16 protein-coding genes are annotated in these 20,381 nt (G+C 32.2%); 10 read left to right on the top strand and 6 right to left on the bottom strand.

Annotated elements, in window-relative coordinates; all coding sequences use genetic code 11:
* Nucleotides 1–242: 242 nt before the first annotated feature.
* From LNQ49_RS22260 to LNQ49_RS22235, 6 genes are all read right to left on the bottom strand, one after another.
* Entirely contained in the window at nt 243–3,500 is a 3,258-nt protein-coding gene (locus LNQ49_RS22260; RefSeq protein WP_229991135.1) for a cytochrome c biogenesis protein CcsA, read from the bottom strand.
* A 192-nt stretch (nt 3,501–3,692) separates the two neighbouring features.
* The gene (locus LNQ49_RS22255; protein WP_229991134.1) at nt 3,693–4,712 is read right to left on the bottom strand and encodes a tail fiber protein; all 1,020 of its coding nucleotides are present in this window, start codon (nt 4,710–4,712) and stop codon (nt 3,693–3,695) included.
* Complete coding sequence (locus LNQ49_RS22250) at nt 4,712–5,728, bottom strand: hypothetical protein (RefSeq protein ID WP_229991133.1); 1,017 nt, start codon at nt 5,726–5,728, stop codon at nt 4,712–4,714. Before LNQ49_RS22250 ends, LNQ49_RS22255 begins: the two co-directional genes overlap by 1 nt.
* Nucleotides 5,728–6,465, bottom strand: a complete 738-nt coding sequence (locus LNQ49_RS22245) for a hypothetical protein (RefSeq protein ID WP_229991132.1) — start codon at nt 6,463–6,465, stop codon at nt 5,728–5,730. Before LNQ49_RS22245 ends, LNQ49_RS22250 begins: the two co-directional genes overlap by 1 nt.
* Nucleotides 6,466–6,469: 4 nt before the next feature.
* Nucleotides 6,470–7,387 (bottom strand): hypothetical protein, encoded by a 918-nt coding sequence (locus LNQ49_RS22240; RefSeq protein ID WP_229991131.1) that lies wholly within the window; start codon nt 7,385–7,387, stop codon nt 6,470–6,472.
* Nucleotides 7,387–8,100: a hypothetical protein gene (locus LNQ49_RS22235; RefSeq protein ID WP_229991130.1), complete on the bottom strand. Its 714-nt coding sequence runs from the start codon at nt 8,098–8,100 to the stop codon at nt 7,387–7,389. The genes LNQ49_RS22240 and LNQ49_RS22235 overlap by 1 nt, the downstream gene beginning before the upstream one ends.
* A 167-nt stretch (nt 8,101–8,267) precedes the next feature.
* Between LNQ49_RS22235 and LNQ49_RS22230 the strand changes: the two genes are divergently transcribed.
* From LNQ49_RS22230 to LNQ49_RS22185, 10 genes are all read left to right on the top strand, one after another.
* Nucleotides 8,268–9,029 (top strand): Rossmann-like and DUF2520 domain-containing protein, encoded by a 762-nt coding sequence (locus LNQ49_RS22230; protein WP_229991129.1) that lies wholly within the window; start codon nt 8,268–8,270, stop codon nt 9,027–9,029.
* Nucleotides 9,013–9,540, top strand: coding sequence for a KdsC family phosphatase (locus tag LNQ49_RS22225; protein WP_035625076.1), 528 nt, complete (start codon nt 9,013–9,015; stop codon nt 9,538–9,540). Before LNQ49_RS22230 ends, LNQ49_RS22225 begins: the two co-directional genes overlap by 17 nt.
* Before the next feature lie 225 nt (nt 9,541–9,765).
* Nucleotides 9,766–10,692, top strand: coding sequence for a geranylgeranylglycerol-phosphate geranylgeranyltransferase (locus tag LNQ49_RS22220; protein ID WP_229991128.1), 927 nt, complete (start codon nt 9,766–9,768; stop codon nt 10,690–10,692).
* Complete coding sequence (locus LNQ49_RS22215; protein ID WP_229991127.1) at nt 10,685–11,269, top strand: Maf-like protein; 585 nt, start codon at nt 10,685–10,687, stop codon at nt 11,267–11,269. The genes LNQ49_RS22220 and LNQ49_RS22215 overlap by 8 nt, the downstream gene beginning before the upstream one ends.
* Nucleotides 11,270–11,286: 17 nt before the next feature.
* Entirely contained in the window at nt 11,287–11,817 is a 531-nt protein-coding gene (locus LNQ49_RS22210) for a mechanosensitive ion channel domain-containing protein (RefSeq protein WP_229991363.1), read from the top strand.
* 128 nt (nt 11,818–11,945) lie between these two features.
* Complete coding sequence (locus LNQ49_RS22205; protein WP_229991126.1) at nt 11,946–13,043, top strand: AI-2E family transporter; 1,098 nt, start codon at nt 11,946–11,948, stop codon at nt 13,041–13,043.
* Between the two features lie 47 nt (nt 13,044–13,090).
* On the top strand, nt 13,091–14,920 hold the full coding sequence (locus tag LNQ49_RS22200; protein ID WP_346432478.1) for a BamA/TamA family outer membrane protein: 1,830 nt from the start codon (nt 13,091–13,093) through the stop codon (nt 14,918–14,920).
* 200 nt (nt 14,921–15,120) lie between these two features.
* Nucleotides 15,121–15,630 (top strand): hypothetical protein, encoded by a 510-nt coding sequence (locus LNQ49_RS22195; RefSeq protein ID WP_229991125.1) that lies wholly within the window; start codon nt 15,121–15,123, stop codon nt 15,628–15,630.
* Nucleotides 15,631–15,779: 149 nt separating this feature from the next.
* Nucleotides 15,780–18,311 (top strand): PIG-L family deacetylase, encoded by a 2,532-nt coding sequence (locus LNQ49_RS22190; protein WP_229991124.1) that lies wholly within the window; start codon nt 15,780–15,782, stop codon nt 18,309–18,311.
* Between the two features lie 123 nt (nt 18,312–18,434).
* Nucleotides 18,435–20,165, top strand: coding sequence for a sodium:solute symporter family protein (locus tag LNQ49_RS22185; RefSeq protein ID WP_229991123.1), 1,731 nt, complete (start codon nt 18,435–18,437; stop codon nt 20,163–20,165).
* Nucleotides 20,166–20,381 lie beyond the last annotated feature (216 nt).

Raw genomic sequence — 20,381 nt, 5'->3', positions numbered from 1 at the left:
TATTTCGCAAAGATTCACAAAGAGAACACGTAAAGATTCTTCACATCAGAAACTGGCAACTGTTTAGTGGGATTTGAAACTTGGAACTTGAAACTTGGAACTTGGAACTTGAAACTTGAAACTTGGAACTTGGAACTTGAAACTTGGAACCTGAGACTTGAAACAAAATCCTTTCCCGCTAAGACTAAATAAAAAAAGGTTCAACCGTAAAGTTGAACCTTTTTATGTGAATTAATAATCTGTTATTTTTTATAATACTTTCGGTATTTTGGGTAAGTCACAGCACCAATTAAGGTTATTGCTCCTAATGAATACCAAATCCAATCTAATGAATGTGCTTCTCCACTTGCATAAGAGTGTAATCCTACTAAGTGAAAGTTTACTCCGTAATAAGTAAATAAGATTGAAATAAAGGCAAACATACTCATCAGGTTAAATATCCATTTTCCGCGTAAAGCTGGTACGAAACGAGCATGAATTACAAATGCATAAATCATAATACTAATTAATGCCCAAGTTTCTTTTGGATCCCATCCCCAGTAACGTCCCCAACTTTCATTGGCCCATTGTCCTCCAAGGAAGTTTCCTATACTAAGCATAATCAATCCAATGGTCAATGCCATTTCGTTGATGTATGTAATTTCTTGAATGTTTAAATTCATTTTGGCTTTGTTATTCTTATTGGTAAAGAAAATTAATAACAATGACACAAAACCTAATATCATTCCTAATGCAAATGGTCCGTAACTAGCAACAATTACTGCTACGTGGATCATTAACCAATATGAATTAAGAACTGGCTGTAAATTGGCTATTTCTGGGTCAATCCAGTTCATATATGCCGCCATTAAAATCATTGCTGTTACAAATGCCGATGATGCAACGGTTAATTTAGATTTTCTATCAAAAGCCAATCCAAAGAACATTGTTGCCCAAGCAACATATATAATAGACTCATAAGCATTACTCCATGGCGCGTGTCCTGAAATGTACCAACGTGCTATTAATCCTAAAGTATGTAAACCAAATAAAGCTCCAATAGTTACATGGAAAACATTTATCGTAATACGCAATGCTTTTTTCTCAAAGAATATATTTAATATTACAAAAATAAACATCAAGATTGAAGCTGTAATATACCAATAAGTTAAGTTCTTGAATACATCGTATTTGTTATACAATAACTCTGATGTAATTTTCTCTTCGCTAGGACGAACTTTACTTCCAAATTTCTTTTGGAAACCATTGATACTTTCAAGCAATTCATCAGCTTGTTTAAAATCTTTGGTAATCGAAGCATTATTTAAAGCGGCAAAATACATTGGTAAAACCTGCTTCACATACGTTTCGTCCATTCCTTTTAAACCAGCATTGCTAATTTCTAAGTATGAAATCCATTTATTTCCTGGATCATTTGGTATCGGGAAAATCTTTAAGATACTACCGCTTAAAGCCGATTCCATTAAATTTACTTTTTTATCTGTTTCGATAAAATCTTTCTCAAACTGATTTGGATTTGCTGCTTTATAAGCTGCATCTAAATAAGGAGATAATTTGTAGTTTCCTTTTTCGTCAAAAAACTTAATAAACGGAGCGGATCCTGCATCTTTATCGATTCCAATGATTTTACGAATACTATCATTTCCTGATTTAATGTATATAATCGGAATTTCTATCCAAACTTGAGCGTATTGTGTCATTGACAAAAACACTTGGTCAGAATTCATTCCATTATAAGTATCACTATGGCTTACTTTTCTCAATAACTCTGAAGAGAAAGTATTAATAGGCTTCATTCTTCCTCCTGCATCCTGAATAATCAAACGACCAAATTTGGCAGCATGTGACACTGGTGCTTTGTATATATTTATTAATGAATCAAGTTGTTTTTGACTTGGTGGTCTAGTAACATGATTGGCATGATTCTTCGGATCCTTTGTCTCTGCTGCATGATTGTGCTCATGATCTTTTGCATGATCGTGATTTGGATCTGTGCTATGCGCAGCATGATCATGGTCGTGATCGTGGTCATGTTGTTCTTGTGCAAATCCGTTAAAGCTCAACATCAATACTAAAATAGTAATTAGTTTTGCTTTTTTATTTTTTACTACTTCTAGTTTACGTTTTAAGTCAGCAAAACGAGAATGTTTAGTAAACATGATAGCCATTAATCCAAAATACAATAGAAAATACCCCAAATAAGTTATAGATGTTCCCCAGAAATCGTGGTTTACAGATAAAACTGTTCCTTTCTCGTCTGGATCAAATGAAGATTGAAAAAATCTATATCCTCTGTAATCCAATACATTATTCATAAAAATTCTAGCATCGAATGTTTTGGTTGAATCGATAACGGTAACTTTACTTTCAAAAGAAGAATAACTTTTTTCTGTTCCTGGATATTTTTGAGCAATAAAATCATTCAATTTAACCTTGAAAGGCAATATATAAGCTTTACTTCCGTAGAAGAATGTATAATCGATTTTTCCAATCTTAACTGTTTTAAAGTCTCCAATTTTACCTTTAGACCCCAATAATGTTACTTCTTTTTCCTGACCTTCAGCCTTTAATTTTACAACTAAAGCATCTTCGTGAGTTTTAGCTTTATAATCATTATTTGATTCGTAAGCAATAACTCCTTTTACAGCTGGATCTGGAAAAACAATACGGATATCTCCAATACTATATAATGAACGCATCATTAATGGCTGTACATTATCTTTGGTTACTTTTCCTTTAAGTTTATCAGCCATACGCATAAAGTCTCCTTCAAAAGGGGTTTGAATCGTATAAGCCTCACCTGTTGTATTGATATTAATAGCTCCTGCAGTAGGTTTATTTAATGCAAATAAAACATTGTGAATGTTTTGCACTTCACCATCTTTAAGAAAATGCTCTTCACGTCCGCCTTCACCTGCTTCTACCAATTTTAAATATAAGATTCCGTTAGCATCTGGTTTCACAACCTCTTTCGCTCCCATGATAAAATCCTTATATTCAACCTCGAATGGAGTTTCATTGAATTTACCTGAAATACTAAAATCGTTATTAGCTACAGGAGATAACAATAAGTTTTTCTCAAAAACACGACGCTTCATTTCGCCCTTGTATTCCCCATCAGCAAAGACAGTAAGGAATGTTTTATCTGAATATATTTGATTTTCGGCAGCCCCTTCACGAATTGGCATCATTCCTTCATAACTAATATAACGTGTTATGAAAGCTCCTAATAGGATAAAAATGAAAGCCAAGTGCAATATTAAAGTTGCCCATTTTTCTTTTTTGTGTAGTTGATATCTTTTAATGTTTCCGAAGAAATTAATTAAGAAAAAGACCATTATGACCTCAAACCACCATGAGTTGTATATAAAAATTCTGGCTGTGTCGGTATTGTACTTACTTTCTATAAAGGTCCCGACTCCCATTGCAATTGCAAATGTTAAAAAAAGGACAGCCATTAATCGTGTAGAAAACAAAAAGGAGAATATTTTTTTATCCATTACTGAGGAATTACATTTTATAAAGTGGCACAAAAGTACTTAAAAATGTTGACTCAAATATTCGCCATTTTGTTAATTAAATCCAAAATAAAGCACTTCCACGACTCACATAGTACTATTTATCTTGCTAAAATCATTTTCTAAATGAACTTGCCTAGCAACTGGAGTCATGGTAGTTAAATATAGTTACCCCTATTTAAGCAACTTCTCCATTTTAGAGACTCTTTCATTTAGTGATTTAAAAGAATTATTCTCTTCTTTTAAAATTTTTATTTCTTTAGATTGCTGAATTGTATACAAGGTCAGCTCTTCTATTTTCTGTAAAAGTCTAGCATTCATTTCACCTAGATTTATCCCGTTTTTTAAAACTTCTTCCTCATTAGGAATGTTTTCAAGATGCCCTTTTTCATTAATATGTTTTTCTACCTCAGCAAGTGTTGGTAAATTATACTCCTTTTTAAAAACAAAATCGGACCAGCCTTCCATATCAACTTTTACTTCTTGAGAATGAATAGTTCCTTTTACATCTAGTTTATTCTTTGGAGTTGTTGTACCGATGCCTACATTACCATCATAATTCCAAGTCATTACATGCTGATCAGGTATTGTGTTCGTATTTGCACTTCCGTTGATATATAAATCAAGTTTACTACCAAAAACGCTACTCCCACCATGTCCAATACGAAATTCAGCATTTTCAGGATAGGAATAATTTGGTGTTCCATTTCTCGATAATTTAAGAATTGATTTAGTTGGTGCTGCTTGACCTTGTGGGGTACTATCAGAACTTTCAATAATTTCAAGTGCACTTTTGGTACTTGTATTTTCAATTAGTAAATTCCCAAAAACACCTTGAGTTCCAGTAAAAATATTAGAACCCCTAGTTGCAACTTCTACCCATGTAGGGTTAGATGGAACTAAAGTTGTTACTCCAATTTTTCTAAAAAACAATCGATCATTTGTTGTATAAGAAGACGATATCTGTAATTGAAAATTATTATTAGTATCTATATGTCTAGTTGTAAATAAATGTTGCCAACCATGGCTAATATCTGGAGTTGCTCCAGCTGCATTTTGACCACTATACACTCCTGACTTTAGAGGAATAGTAAAATCTTTTATAATTGGAGCATATCCTTCATCTCCTATTTGCTGAGAAAAAGCATATGAAGTAACAAACAAAATAGCAATTAATGTTATTCTTTTTTTCATTATTTTAGTTTATTATTAAGTTCTTTAACAGTATTCTCTAATTCAGATTGTTTACTTTTCATTTGAATATTCTCTTTCTTCATTTCAATCATATATAGTGTCAACTCTTCAATTTTCTGTAAAAGTTTAGCATTCATTTCACCTAGATTTATTCCATTTTTTAAAACTTCTTCCTCATTAGGAATGTTTTCAAGATGTCCTTTTTCATTAATATGTTTTTCTACCTCAGCAAGTGTTGGTAAATTATACTCTTTTTTAAAAACAAAATCGGACCAGCCTAACATATCAACTTTTACTTCTTGAGAATGAATGGTTCCTTTTACATCTAATTTGTTCTTTGGAGTTGTTGTACCGATGCCTACATTACCATCATAATTCCAAGTCATTACATGCTGATCAGGTATTGTGTTCGTATTTGCACTTCCGTTGATATATAAATCAAGTTTACTACCAAAAACGCTACTCCCACCATGTCCAATACGAAATTCAGCATTTTCAGGATAGGAATAATTTGGTGTTCCATTTCTCGATAATTTAAGAATTGATTTAGTTGGTGCTACTTGACCTTCTGGGGTACTATCAGAACTTTCAATAATTTCAAGTGCACTTTTGGTACTTGTATTTTCAATTAGTAAATTCCCAAAAATACCTTGAGTTCCAGTAAAAATATTAGAACCCCTAGTTGCTAATTCAATCCAATCTGAGTCTGTTGCTAATAGGTTATAAGAAGCCAATTTCCTAAAATACAACTTATCATTTTTTGCCATTGATGAAGAAAGCTGTAATTGAAAATTATTATTTAAATTTGGGTGTCTAACTACGAATAAATGCTGCCAACCTCCTTCATGACTTTTGTCTGGGTTTGCCCCTACAGCATTATAGCCATTGTAAGCTCCTGAACCATTATTTGGAGCATTGAAATTCGTAATTTGAGTAGCTAATCCATCACTTATTTGTTGAGAAAAAGCATATGAAGTAACAAATAAAACAGCAATTAATGTGATTCCTTTTTTCATTATTTTAGTTTAGTATTAAGTTCTTTAACAGTATTTTCTAATTCTGATTGTTTACTTTTCATTTGAATATTCTCTTTCTTCATTTCAATCATATATAGTGTCAACTCTTCTATTTTCTGTAAAAGTTTAGCATTCATTTCACCTAGATTTATCCCGTTTTTTAAAACTTCTTCCTCATTAGGAATGTTTTCAAGATGCCCTTTTTCATTAATATGTCTTTCTACCTCAGCAAGTGTTGGCAAATTATACTCCTTTTTAAAAACAAAATCAGACCAACCTTCCAAATCAACTTTTACCTCTTTAGAATGAATTGTTCCATTTACAGCCAATTTAGCATCTGGATTTGTTGTACCAATGCCTACATTACCATTAATAATTTGAGTTCCAGTAAAAGTATTAGGACCTCGGGTTGCTAATTCTACCCATATAGGATTTGAAGGTAATAAACTACTCACTACAATTTTTCTGAAAAACAATCTATCGTTTACTGCATACGATGATGCAATTTGTAATTGATGATTATTGTTTTGATCTTTATGTCTCACTAAAAATAAATGTTGCCATGCACTACTACTTACATCAGGAGTACCTCCTATAGCGTTAAATCCGGTATACGCACCCGATTTAAGAGCCCCAGTAAAGTCATTAATAATTGGTGCGTGCCCATCTCCTATTTGTTGGGAGAATACTATTGACGTAATAAAAAGTGCAATAATTATTGATGTAATTTTTTTCATTATTTTATTTATTTTCTAGTTTTATCAATCTCTTTTTCATTTCAAAGTTCTCTTTCTTCATTTCAATCATATAAAGCGTCAGCTCTTCTATTTTCTGTAAAAGTTTAGCATTCATTTCACCTAGATTTATCCCATTTTTTAAAACCTCTTCCTCGTTAGGAATGTTTTCAAGATGTCCATTCTCCTTAATATGTTTTTCCACCTCAGCAAGTGTTGGTAAATTATACTCCTTTTTAAAAACAAAATCGGACCAGCCTAACATATCAACTTTTACTTCTTGAGAATGAATTGTTCCATTTACAGCTAATTTTGCATCTGGATTTGCAGTACCAATACCAACTCTAGCAGCATCAAGAATTAAAGGCTGATTTCCTCCTCCTGTACCCAAAATAATTGGATATAGATTATTAATAAAATCTAGATTCTTTAATGAATAATTAATTGAAAATTGTCTTGCATCGCCATCACCTATCCTTCTTGGGTAAAAATTAGAAATCCCATACACAGATAATGGTACTTCTGGTTCTGAATTACCAATCCCAACATTACCATTAATAATTTGGTTTCCTTTAAAATTATTAGTCCCTCGAGTTGCAAGTTCAAACCAAGCAGTATTTTTTGGCGATAATCCCCAATTGTAAGCTATTTTTCTAAAAAATAATCTATCATTTTCTGTATATGAAGATGCAATTTGTAATTGATAATTATTAGTTTGATTAGTATGTCTCACTACAAACAAATGACTCCAATCATGACTAGAGTCAGGGGTTTCACCTGTAGCATTTAGCCCACTATACACTCCTGACTTTAGAGGAATAGTAAAATCTTTTATAATTGGAGCATAACCTTCATCTCCTATTTGCTGAGAAAAAGCATATGAAGTAACAAACAAAATAGCAATTAATGTTATTCTTTTTTTCATTATTTTAGTTTATTATTAAGTTCTTTAACAGTATTCTCTAATTCAGATTGTTTCTTTTTCATTTCAATCATATAAAGCGTCAGTTCTTCTATTTTCTGTAAAAGTTTAGCGTTCATTTCACCTAGATTTATCCCGTTTTTTAAAACTTCTTCCTCATTAGGAATGTTTTCAAGATGTCCTTTTTCATTAATATGTTTTTCTACCTCAGCAAGTGTTGGCAAATTATACTCCTTTTTAAAAACAAAATCGGACCAGCCTAACATATCAACTTTTACTTCTTGAGAATGAATGGTTCCTTTTACAGCCAATTTAGCATCTGGATTTGTTGTACCGATGCCTACATTACCATTAATAATTTGGTTTCCAGTAAAAGTATTTGTTTCTCTAGTTGCAAGTTCTATCCATGTAGGATTTGAAGGTGTCAAAGGCCTTGCCAATTTTCTGAAAAACAATCTATCATTCTCTGTATATGATGAGCCTATTTGTAGCTGACAGTTATTATCTGGATTAAGATGCCTAATTACTAATAAATGTTGATATCCAGAACTTATATCAGGTGTTCCACCTATAGTAGGATCTATACCCCCATAAACACCTGACTTAAGAGGAATAGTAAAATCAGCTATTTCAGCAGCCAATCCACTTCCTATTTGTTGAGAAAAAGTTAATGATGTGATAAATAAACCAATAAGTATTGATGCAGTTTTTTTCATATTATTATTTTTAAAATCGCGTAAACATAAGAAAACAGAATCTAAAACCAATTATACATTTCCCTATTAATTATAGTTTTTATATTACAAATAATATACTATGCAAGGAATGTTTCGTTATAAAACCAAAAGAAAATTTCTTTAAAAAAAAATGCTAATTTTGCAATATGATTAAAATAACACTTATTGGCTCTGGAAATGTATCACAACATTTGATAAATGCTTTCGCAAAAAACAGTGCGATTGAACTTATTGAGGTATATTCTAGAACCAAAAAAGACATCTCCCCTCTACTCAATTCTAATAAAATTGTAACTGACCTTACTCTTTTAAAAGAGGCCGATTTGTATATTATTGCTGTTTCAGATGATGCAATAGCGACAGTTTCTGAGCAATTGCCTTTTAAAAACAAATTGGTAGTTCATACTTCTGGAACTGCTTCATTACAGGCAATTAATAAAAAGAATAGAAGTGGTGTTTTTTATCCTTTGCAGACATTTACAAAGAATAAAGAAGTCGATTTTAAGGCAATTCCACTATGTTTAGAAGCAGAAAACAGCAGTGACTATTTAGTACTTGAAACTGTTGCCAAAAGCATTTCAGATGCCGTATATTCAATTAATTCTGAACAACGCAAAGCATTGCATGTTGCTGCTGTATTTGTAAATAATTTCACGAATCATTTATACCAAATCGGACAGGAAATATGTGAAGAACATCAGGTTTCATTTGACATTCTAAAGCCTTTAATCGCCGAAACAGCTAATAAAATCAACACGCTTTCGCCTATCGATGCTCAAACGGGCCCAGCGAAACGCAATGATACTACAACAATCGAATCACATTTGAGTTATTTATCAGATGAAAATCAAAAAAATATTTACGCATTACTAACAAAATCTATACAAAATAATGGCAAAAAGTTATAAAGAAATAATGAACGACATCACTACTTTTATTTTCGATGTTGATGGTGTACTTACAGACAGTTCGGTTTTTGTGACCAATGAAGGGGAAATTCTTCGTACGATGAATATTCGTGATGGTTACGCTATGAAAGCGGCTGTAGAAAGTGGCTATAATGTATGTATTATTTCTGGCGGAAGCAATGAAGGCGTTCGTGTAAGATTACGCAATTTAGGAATTACTGATATCCATTTAGGAACCCCTGATAAAGTAGAAACATTTAAAGAATACACTGAATTATATAATATTAACCCTGAGCAAGTATTATACATGGGTGATGACATTCCTGATTATCATGTAATGAAATTGGTAGGATTACCTACTTGCCCACAGGATGCAAGCCCAGAAATTAAAACAATTTGTCGTTATATTTCACATGTAAAAGGAGGAAAAGGTTCTGCACGTGATGTAATCGAGCAAGTTATGAAAGTACAAGGAAAATGGATGGAGCATTTTAATGGGAAACACGATTAATTCGTAAAAATGCCAGATGTGAAGTTGTGAAAGGTAAAATATGAGATATGAATATGAAAATTAGTATTCAGTTACAGTTCTCACATTTCACATCTTACTTTTTACATCTTACTTTTTACATCTTACGCAAGATCAAAAAACTTTGAACCTTTGAACCTTTGAACCTCAGCAACTCAGAACCTCAGCAACTTATTAAGTCCAAAACCTCATCCCCCTTTATAAAAAATGAAATACCTCAAACTCATTCGTTACCAAAACCTACTAATGCTTGCTTTTATGCAAGTCCTTTTTCGTTATGGCTTCTTAAAACTGCAAAATATTCCATTAGCACTTGCTGATTGGCAATATGGTTTACTGGTTTTAAGTACTGTATTAATTGCCGCTGCTGGATATGTGGTTAATAATATTTTTGATCAAGAAACCGATTTAATCAATAAGCCTAGTGATGTTGTGGTTGGTAAAAGCATTTCAGAAACTGCTGCATATAATATATATGTTGCTCTTAATATTACGGGGGTTGCCATTGGTTTTTATTTATCGAATGTAATCATGAGACCAGGTTTTGCAACTGTTTTTATTCTAGTTGCTGCCAGCCTTTATTTTTATGCAACGACTCTAAAACAAATTATGATTTTAGGCAATATTGTCGTAGCCTTATTATTGTCTTTTAGCGTTATAATAATTGGTGTTTTCGATATTTTTCCTGCTACCGATGCTGAAAACAGAGCACAAATGGCGAGTATGTTCTCTATACTTTTTGATTATGCTATTTTTGCATTTATGATAAATTTTATACGTGAAATTGTAAAAGATATTGAAGATGTAAATGGTGATTATAATCAAGGAATGAATACATTGCCTATTGCAATTGGCGCTAACAGAACTGCAAAAATTGTTTTTGCACTTTCAATTATTCCAGTAGTTTTTCTATTAATTTATATCAATAACTATTTTGTAGCCCATAATCTTTACATTGCAACATTATATGCATTTGTATTTGTACTTGCTCCGCTGCTCTATTTTATTGCAAAAATAATAACTGCTAAAACACAAAAAGAGTTTCACCACTTGAGTTCAGTTTTAAAATGGATTTTATTCTTCGGAATTCTATCAATTTTAATCATCAATCTTAATATTAAATACAATGCTTAAGCAAAAACTAGAAAAATATACTTTAATACTGGCTTCAGGTTCTCCAAGACGTCAGCAATTTTTTAAAGACTTAGATTTGGATTTCGAAATCCGACTAAAAGATGTCGAAGAAATATATCCACCAGAATTACAAGGAAGAGAAATAACTGATTATTTGTCTGAACTAAAAGCTGCTGCCTTTGAGGGAAATTTAAAACCAAACGAAATTCTAATTACAAGCGATACAATTGTTTGGCATAATGATAAAGCTTTGGGAAAACCAAAAGATGAAGAAGATGCATTTAATATACTAAAATCACTATCGAATACAACTCATGACGTAATCACTTCTGTGTGTTTTAAAAGCAGTGAAAAATCGGTAATTATAAGCGAAACGACAAAAGTCACCTTTAATGTATTGAGTGATGAAGCCATTATGTATTATCTTAAAAATTACAAACCATACGATAAGGCTGGTGCATATGGCATTCAGGAATGGATTGGTTTTGTAGGAGTTGCAAAAGTAGAAGGCTCTTATACCAATGTGATGGGGCTACCTACACACAAAGTTTACGAATATTTAAGTACATTAGATTAAAAATAATAAATTCTATGATGACTCTATTCACTGATTATGCCAAAGAAATACTTGCAACAGGAATTCTTATTGCTGTAACGATTTCTACAAGAGTCATTGTTACTCAAATCGTTCGAAAATATGCTAGAAAAGAGCATTTTCTAGAACATAGAACCAATTTAACAATCAAGTATATCCATTTACTAACCAATATCTTATTTATAATAGGATTGTTTGTCGTTTGGGGAGTCAAAACGGAAGATATTTTTCTAACTGTATCTTCTATAGCAACAGTTATTGGTGTAGCAATGTTTGCACAATGGTCTATCTTAAGCAACATTACCTCTGGAATTATTTTGTTTTTCTCTTTTCCGTTTAAAATTGGGGATTCTATAAAAATTCATGATAAAGACTTTCCAATCGAGGCCGAAATTGAAGATATAAATGCTTTTCACGTAAGTTTAAAAACAAAAGAAGGAGAGAAAATAATTTATCCTAATAATTTACTTTTGCAAAAGGGAATCTCGATTATACCAGCACAATTTGAAGACAAAGAGTTTTTTGACTAACTCTTTTATGGGAATGATATAAGCTAATTTTAAAAATGTAGAACGCAAAAATGTAAATAAAACGTAACATTTGTTTAACTTAGTTTTTATTAGTGGTAATAAAAGCTTTTAATCTCAATAAATTAGTTATGGAATCAATTAAATTGCCTTTTTACGTAAAACTAACCTGTGTTTTAATAAGTCTAATTTGTATTGGTTTTATATTTTTTGTTGGTAAAGATATTATAACAACAATATTGTTAGCTTTCATCTTTTCAGTGTTGCTACTGCCTTTATTTACATTTTTAAACATAAAGTTACGCTTTCCTCATTTTATAGCCTCTATAGTTACCGTCCTTATTTTTGTATTGATCATAATAGGAATACTAACTTTTATATCCTTTCAAATTAGTGATATAGCCAACGACTTTTCTGTAATAAAGAAAAATGCAATCACCGTTTTTAATGATTTTCAAAACTTCATTAAAGCAAATTTTAATATTAGTACAGGCGAACAAAAAAAATATCTTGAGAATGTTACTTCTGATTCTGTAAAAAATGGTGGTGAAAAAATAAGTACTGCATTAGGATCACTTTCAGATGTGCTTTTAGATTGCACCATAATCCCTATTTTTATCTTTTTGTTCTTATTATATAAAAAACATTTCATTCTATTTTTGGCAAAATTATTCAAGAAAGAAGATCACAATAAATTAAAAGAAATTCTAGCCCAAATAAAAGTATCCATAAACAATTACATTGTTGGGCTTATTATAGAAATGCTTGTTGTTACTGTATTAACCAGCTTAGGACTTTACATCATTGGTGTAAAATATTTTATTCTATTAGGACTCATTACAGGAATATTAAATATGATTCCATACATAGGGATTTTTATAGCTGGTGTATTAACCGTTTTAGCATCATTAACAGGAGAACCAGGAATATCAATTATTTTAGGAATCCTTATCGTAAATATAATTGTTCAGCTAATAGATAATAATATCCTCGTACCTTTAATTATAAACACTAAAGTAGAAATAAATGCACTCTTCTCTATAGTCGGAATTATTATAGGAGGCGGAGTTGCAGGCATATCCGGAATGTTTTTAGCAATACCATTAATGGCTATTCTTAAAATAATTTTTGACCGAATTGAATCTCTTGAACCTTGGGGGTATTTGATAGGAAATGATTTGCCGAAAAAATTCAACTGGAAAATAAAAAAAACAAAATTAAAAGAATAGAATACCGTTTTATATACTATCTAAAATGAATTCATAAATATTATACCTTGATAATAAAACTATTTCAATATAAAACATATCTATTACTTATCATGGTATGCTTTTGCTATACAAGTTCTTTTTCGCAAGTAAAAGAAACTAAAACGGATAGTACTGAAATGTATTCTAAGATTAAGTCATATACTAAAAAACACAAATTCACCAATTTCTTTCATCGTTTTGTTTTTAGATCTACTCGCCCAAGAAATAATGACGAGCAAATTAAAAAAGTAGATACAACAAACTATAATGGGAAAATTATACGTAAAATTAATATTATAGTCCTAGATCCTTTTGGATACTCAGAAAGCGATTCGACCATTACACCACGAAATTGGGGAGAAAGAACTGGAAATAGGCTACACCTGAAAACAAAAAAATTCGCAATACGTAATTTGTTATTATTCAAGAAAAACTCAACATACGATGCTTACAAAATACAAGAATCTGAGCGTATCATCCGATCTCAAAAATATATCAATACAGTAAGCATTAGAGGACAACTGCCAAGTGTAGAATCTGATTCGGTAGATGTTACTATTCGTGTTCTTGATTCTTGGAGTTATATCCCTAAGTTTTCAATTTCGAGTAGTCAGGTTGGTGTGGGAATAAAAGATAAAAACTTTTTTGGAACAGGTCAGCAATTAGAATACAAATTCATCAACCGTATTAGCGATGGAAAAAACGCAAATAATTTCACCTATACAGTTCCAAATATTAGAAATTCCTTTGTTAATGCAACAGCTAAGTATAACAACGATTTAGATAACAATTACAATAAAAGCATTGCTTTTGAACGTCCTTTCTACTCTCCTTTAGCTAAATGGGCTGGCGGAGTATACTTTGGTCAAAATTTTAGAAAAGATAGCTTACAAGGACCTGATTTAAAATATAGTCTTCAAAATTTTAAATCCAACACTCAAGATATATGGTTGGGGAAAGCATTTCCTATTTTCAAAGAAAAAGAAAGAAAAACTAATCTAATTCTATCAGGTCGTCTCTTGAACATAAACTATACGGAAACTCCTACTCCTGAATACGATCCAGTTAGTTTTTATTCGGATGAAAAGTTATTGCTTACTGGAATCGGAATCAATACCCGAGAATTTGTTAAAGACAACTATATATTTAGAAATGGAGCTACCGAAGATGTCGCAACAGGTCGAATATTTGGAATAACTGCCGGTTATCAATATAAAAATACGTTCTGGCGATCTTATATAGGTGCCCAAGCCTCTTTTGGAGATTATCACAAATGGGGATATTTAAGTGCCGATTTTGAGTTTGGAACTTTCTTTCATCAATCCAAAACATACCAAAGCGCTTTTGTATTTGAAGCCAATTATTTTACGAATCTAATGAAAATAGGAAACTGGAAATTAAGACAGTTCGTAAAACCAGCACTAATCATTGGTGCTAATCGAGAAAATTCTATTGGAGATAAACTCAATATAAACGGAGATAATGGCTTACAAGGCTTCAACAGTGCAATATATGGTACTAGCAAAATGGTATTGTCATTGCAAACACAGACTTATGCTCCACATGCTATAGGGGGATTTCGTGTAAATCCATTTTTTAATTATACAGCTGCTGTATTAGGAGGTCCTGGCGATGCAATGATGAGAAACAAAGTTTATTCTAAAGTAACTTTAGGTCTTTTAATAAGCAATGACTATTTAGTTTTTAGCTCATTTCAGCTTTCTATTTCTTATTATCCATCAATTCCTTTTGAAGGAGATCGTATTTTTAAAACAAATACATTTGAAACTACTGATTTTGGATTACAAACCTTCGAATTAGCCAAGCCTCGATTAGTCGATTATAGAAACAAGTAGAATATTTTATACTTTTTTATAAAAAATAAACAAAACATAACTCACTGTTTTTAAACACTTTTACTATATAAATATTAAATTTTATCTTTTTTTGATATTTTAAAAATATTTTGTGGCACAACTTTTGGATTTCACAAATCAGATGTAGAAATCATAATCATTTCAACATTAGAATAAGAATCCCTAAACCCCCAGAAAAAATGAAAACACTAAAAATTATTACTTTCGGAATAGTTCTATTTATTTCAAGTATCATGCATTCACAAGTTTCGATAAACGTAAACATCGGATCACCGCCACAATGGGGACCTGTAGGATATACAGAAATGGAATATTATTATTTGCCAGACATTGAAGCTTATTATGATGTTCGCGCCACACAGTTTATATATTTTGGCGGAGGACAATGGATTAGATCTAGCCGTTTGCCTAGACAATACAGAAATTACGATTTGTACGGAGGGTACAAAGTAGTTCTTAATGATTATCACGGTAGAACTCCGTATGCTTATTTTGATAGACACAAAGTGAAATACTGCAAAGGATATCGTGGTGGACCTCAAAGAACATACGGGTACTACAAGAAAGATCGTCATGATTATTACAAAAAAGATAGATACGAACGTCATGACAGACGTGACCGCGATGATGACGACGATGATGACCATGGTAGAGGACATGGACACGGAAATGGACATAGAAAACATTAAACACTGTTTTATAATTGAGAAAGAGAGTGCCTTTATTAGGCACTCTCTTTTTTTTAATAAAATTTTTAACATCTTTACAACTCATTAACAACTACCAGTTTTTATTATTACTATTTTTGAAAATAATCCTTAAACTAAATAATTCTCAGATGCACGAACTTCGTTTAAAAATTATTCTTTTATTTCTTATTAGCTTCCAAGCTATTTTTGCACAAAAACCACAAAAACCTAATTCGGTTGAGATTTACAATCAGATAAAAAAAGTAAATTTCTTAGGCTCGGTACTTTACATAGCTGCACATCCTGATGATGAAAATACGAGACTAATTTCTTATTTATCTAATGAAGTTAATGCGAGAACAGGATATTTATCTTTAACTAGAGGCGATGGAGGTCAAAATTTAATAGGCCCACAACTAAGAGAATTATTAGGAGTAATTAGAACACAAGAACTTATTGAAGCTAGAAAAATTGATGGTGGTGAACAGTTCTTCTCACGCGCCAATGATTTTGGATACTCCAAAACTCCAGATGAAACATTGACAATTTGGGATAAAGAAAAAGTTCTTGCAGATATAATATGGACAGTTCGCAAATTTCAGCCTGATGTAATCATCAATCGTTTTGATCATCGCACTCCTGGCACAACTCACGGGCATCATACCGCATCGGCGATGTTGAGTGTGGAGAGCTTTAATTTAACTAACAATCCTAATATATATCCGGAACAATTAAAATACACAACTCCTTGGCAACCTAAACGTCAATTTTTTAATACTTCATGGTGGTTTTATGGTAGTCAAGATAAATTTGAAGCAGCCAATAAATCAAAATTCACAACATTAGAAACTGGTGTTTATTATGCTGGAATAGGAAAATCTAATCAAGAAATTGCAGCCTTAAGCCGCAGTCGCCACCAATCACAAGGATTCGGAAGTACTGGAAGTCGTGGTCAGGATACTGAATATTTAGAACTTATTAATGGTGATACTCCAAAAGCCCCAACTAACATTTTTGATGGAATTGATACCACTTGGAACCGTATTAAGGGCGGAAAACCTATTGGAGAATTAATTAATACAATCTTAGTACATTACAATTTTAATAATCCTTCAGCAAGCATTCCTAATTTGGTAAAAGCATATACAATGATTCAAGCATTAGACGAAAATCATTGGAAAGCCATAAAATCAGAAGAAATAAAAAAAATCATAGCAGCCAGCTCTGGTTTATATCTAGAAGCAGTTGCACAACAGCAAGAAACAATACAGGGAGGTACTGTAAACCTTAAGCTAGAAGCTATTAATCGCAGCTCTGTTCCTATGCAATTAATAGATGTAACCACTTTACCAGATCAAAGAAACACACCTCAGCATATTGATTTAGTCAATAATAAAAATCAAAAATTCAACTTAAAAATCGAATTACCAACTACAATTCCCTACACACAACCGTATTGGTTGGCCGAGAAAGCTACTACAGGAATGTATACTGTTTCTAATCAGGAAAACATTGGGATTCCAGATATTATTCGTAATGTAAAAGTCATTTTTAATATCAAGATAAACAATGTTGAGATTCCGTTTGAGCGCACTGTAGTCTATAAATACAATGATGATGTAAAAGGAGAAATGTATGATTTTCTAGACATTGTTCCTGAGGTAACTACTACAATCCTTGAAAAGGTATTGTTGTTTAAAGATACTCAAACCAAAACTGTCGCTGTAAAAATTAAAGCAGGAAAAGATACTGCAAATGGAAATCTACAATTAGAATTACCAAAAAGCTGGATGATATCTCCAAAACAAATTCCTTTTAGCTTAGCTAAAAAGGGGATGGAACAAACGGTTTATTTTGAAGTTACACCTCCTGTGAACCCTGAAAATGCCACACTAAAAAGCGTTGCAATCATGGACAATAAACGCTATGATAAAGACCAAACAATTATAGATTATAGCCATATCGCCAAACAACAAGTTTTATCTACGTCTGAAGCCAAATCCATACGATTAGACTTAAAGACAACAGGAGATTCAATCGCCTATATTATGGGGGCTGGTGACGAAGTACCAAACAGTCTAGCACAAATGGGTTATAAGGTTACTATCTTAAAGCCTGAAGAAATTACTCCAACCCGACTTGATGATTTTGATGTGGTAATTACTGGAGTACGTGCCTACAATACTATTCAGGCACTAGCCAATAAGCAAGTTGTACTTTTTGATTTTGTCAAAAACGGAAAAACAATGATTGTCCAATACAATACAGCTGGCGATGTTGTAACAGATAGTATTGCACCATATCCTCTAAAAATCTCAGCAGAAAGAGTAACCGAGGAGAATGCTGAAGTTACATTTTTAGCACCAAATCACCCCGTTTTAAGCACTCCTAATAAAATCACATCTAAAGATTTTGAAGGTTGGAAACAAGAACAAGGATTATATTATCCTAACGAATACGATAAAGCCTTCACTCCTATCCTATCCTCCCATGACAAAGGAGAATCGGCTAAAAAAGGCGCTTTGTTAGTCGCTCCTTACGGAAAAGGATATTACATTTACACTGGTTTAAGCTTTTTTAGAGAATTACCTGAAGGGGTTCCTGGTGCCTATAGATTATTCTCGAATATAATCTCTTTAAAGCAACCAGTACAAGTCCCAAATAAAAAAATTAAGAATTAAAAGCTTTTTAATATGGCAACGAAAAAAATAAAAACATGGAAAAAAAGCTACACCTATGTGCTTGTAGCCAACGCCATTTACATTCTAGTTTTTTACTTAATAATGCAATTATACTCATAACATATGCAACTATTTGATTGGATTGTACTCATAGTTACACTTTTATTTATTGTTGGTTACGGCTCATGGAAAACCAAAGGAAGTAAGAATGTCGAAGACTTTATTTTGGGCAATAATGAAACTCCTTGGTACACCGTTGGGCTTTCTGTAATGGCTACACAAGCAAGTGCCATTACATTTTTATCAACTCCGGGGCAGGCATATCATGATGGAATGGGTTTTGTCCAGTTCTATTTTGGATTACCAATTGCTATGATTGTTATTTGCGTTACTTTCATACCACTATATCACAAATTCAAAGTATTTACGGCCTACGAATTCCTAGAGAAACGATTTGATTTAAAAACACGTTCGCTTGCAGCAATACTATTCTTGGTTCAGCGAGGCCTAGGAACAGGGTTAACTATCTATGCTCCTGCAATTATATTGTCAGCATTACTTGGGTGGAATCTTACTCTAATGAATATTATGATAGGATTACTCGTAATTATCTATACTTTCTCAGGAGGAACAAAAGCTGTAAATGTCACGCAAAAACAGCAAATGTTTGTCATCATGTCTGGAATGTTTATCACCTTTTTCTTGATATTACATTACCTACCCAACGATATGACCTTTACCAATGCCATGCATATTGCTGGAGCAAATGATAAAATGAATATCGTAGATTTCTCATTTAATCCAGAAGAAAAATATACCTTTTGGAGCGGAATAACTGGTGGATTCTTTCTTGCACTAGCCTATTTTGGTACCGACCAATCACAAGTAGGTCGTTATCTATCTGGTAGATCAGTTAAGGAAAGCCAAATGGGATTAATCATGAACGGACTTTTAAAAGTTCCGATGCAATTCTTTATTCTACTTACCGGAATAATGGTTTTTGTATTCTTTCAGTTCAACCCAGTTCCTTTAAATTTTAATCCGAACAACAAAGCTGTAATCGAAAAATCGACGTATAAAGATGAATACCAAACTTTAGAGAAAAAACTCAATGTGCTTTCTGAAGACAAAAAAGTAATCAACTTGTTATATATCGATCAATTAAATCAAGATTATGACAATCCAATTCTGCGAAAAGAATTAGTAACACTATCCAATAAAGAAAGGGATTTACGTGAGCGAGCCAAAGAAATCATCCTGAAAGCCGACAGTAATAGCGAAACAAATGATAAAGATTATGTATTCTTTCATTTCATTTTGAACTATTTACCAAAAGGGTTAATTGGTCTATTATTAGCCGTAATCCTTTCAGCAGCCATGTCCTCTACTGCATCTGGGCTTAATGCATTGGCATCAACAACAGCGATTGATATATATAAGCGTAATCTTAAAACCGAAAAATCAGATAAACATTATCTTTATGCAACCAAATTTTTCACTTTATTCTGGGGAATAATTGCTATCCTTTTTGCTTGCATAGGAACATTATTTGAGAATTTAATCCAGCTCGTAAACATCATCGGATCCATATTTTACGGAACTGTTTTAGGAATATTTCTGGTTGGTTTTTACATCAGACGCGTCCAGTCCAAAGCCGTATTTTATAGTGCGCTTATTAGTCAGATTACCATTTTTATAATTTTTTATTATACTATATGGATCTACCCAAGCGGGCAAGAAAAACTGGGGTATCTATGGCTTAACTTTATTGGTGCCATGTTAACCATATTCTTATCCTTATTAATGCAACTCACTATATTTAGAAAACAAAAAGAAATAATAGCTGAACATTAAAAAAAAGGCTGTAAAACATATGTTTTACAGCCTTTTTTTTGAGCCAATCTCCCATATATACTACTCTTATAGCGTTTCGACAGCTAATAATTCAAGATAAAAACCCTTATATCTGTAGGAATTTAATCCATAAAACTATCGTTTCGCATAATAAAAAAGTTATATTTGCTTGAAACACACGATTTATCTTACTTGCTTAAAATACATTTAACCTTT

Source organism: Flavobacterium pisciphilum, assembly GCF_020905345.1.
GTDB classification, from domain to species: Bacteria; Bacteroidota; Bacteroidia; order Flavobacteriales; family Flavobacteriaceae; genus Flavobacterium; species Flavobacterium pisciphilum.
Note: the sequence above shows the minus strand (reverse complement) of the source record. Positions and strands in the feature narration are given on the sequence as shown.

Bases quoted from the DNA above. Each gene is read 5' to 3' on its own strand.
- LNQ49_RS22240 (WP_229991131.1), bottom strand. From the start codon at position 7,387: ATGAAAAAAAGAATAACATTAATTGCTATTTTGTTTGTTACTTCATAT.
- LNQ49_RS22220 (WP_229991128.1), top strand. From the start codon at position 9,766: ATGAAATACCTCAAACTCATTCGTTACCAAAACCTACTAATGCTTGCT.
- LNQ49_RS22205 (WP_229991126.1), top strand. From the start codon at position 11,946: ATGGAATCAATTAAATTGCCTTTTTACGTAAAACTAACCTGTGTTTTA.
- LNQ49_RS22235 (WP_229991130.1), bottom strand. From the start codon at position 8,100: ATGAAAAAAACTGCATCAATACTTATTGGTTTATTTATCACATCATTA.
- LNQ49_RS22190 (WP_229991124.1), top strand. From the start codon at position 15,780: ATGCACGAACTTCGTTTAAAAATTATTCTTTTATTTCTTATTAGCTTC.
- LNQ49_RS22185 (WP_229991123.1), top strand. From the start codon at position 18,435: ATGCAACTATTTGATTGGATTGTACTCATAGTTACACTTTTATTTATT.
- LNQ49_RS22225 (WP_035625076.1), top strand. From the start codon at position 9,013: ATGGCAAAAAGTTATAAAGAAATAATGAACGACATCACTACTTTTATT.
- LNQ49_RS22210 (WP_229991363.1), top strand. From the start codon at position 11,287: ATGACTCTATTCACTGATTATGCCAAAGAAATACTTGCAACAGGAATT.
- LNQ49_RS22260 (WP_229991135.1), bottom strand. From the start codon at position 3,500: ATGGATAAAAAAATATTCTCCTTTTTGTTTTCTACACGATTAATGGCT.
- LNQ49_RS22230 (WP_229991129.1), top strand. From the start codon at position 8,268: ATGATTAAAATAACACTTATTGGCTCTGGAAATGTATCACAACATTTG.
- LNQ49_RS22215 (WP_229991127.1), top strand. From the start codon at position 10,685: ATGCTTAAGCAAAAACTAGAAAAATATACTTTAATACTGGCTTCAGGT.
- LNQ49_RS22245 (WP_229991132.1), bottom strand. From the start codon at position 6,465: ATGAAAAAAATTACATCAATAATTATTGCACTTTTTATTACGTCAATA.
- LNQ49_RS22255 (WP_229991134.1), bottom strand. From the start codon at position 4,712: ATGAAAAAAAGAATAACATTAATTGCTATTTTGTTTGTTACTTCATAT.
- LNQ49_RS22195 (WP_229991125.1), top strand. From the start codon at position 15,121: ATGAAAACACTAAAAATTATTACTTTCGGAATAGTTCTATTTATTTCA.
- LNQ49_RS22250 (WP_229991133.1), bottom strand. From the start codon at position 5,728: ATGAAAAAAGGAATCACATTAATTGCTGTTTTATTTGTTACTTCATAT.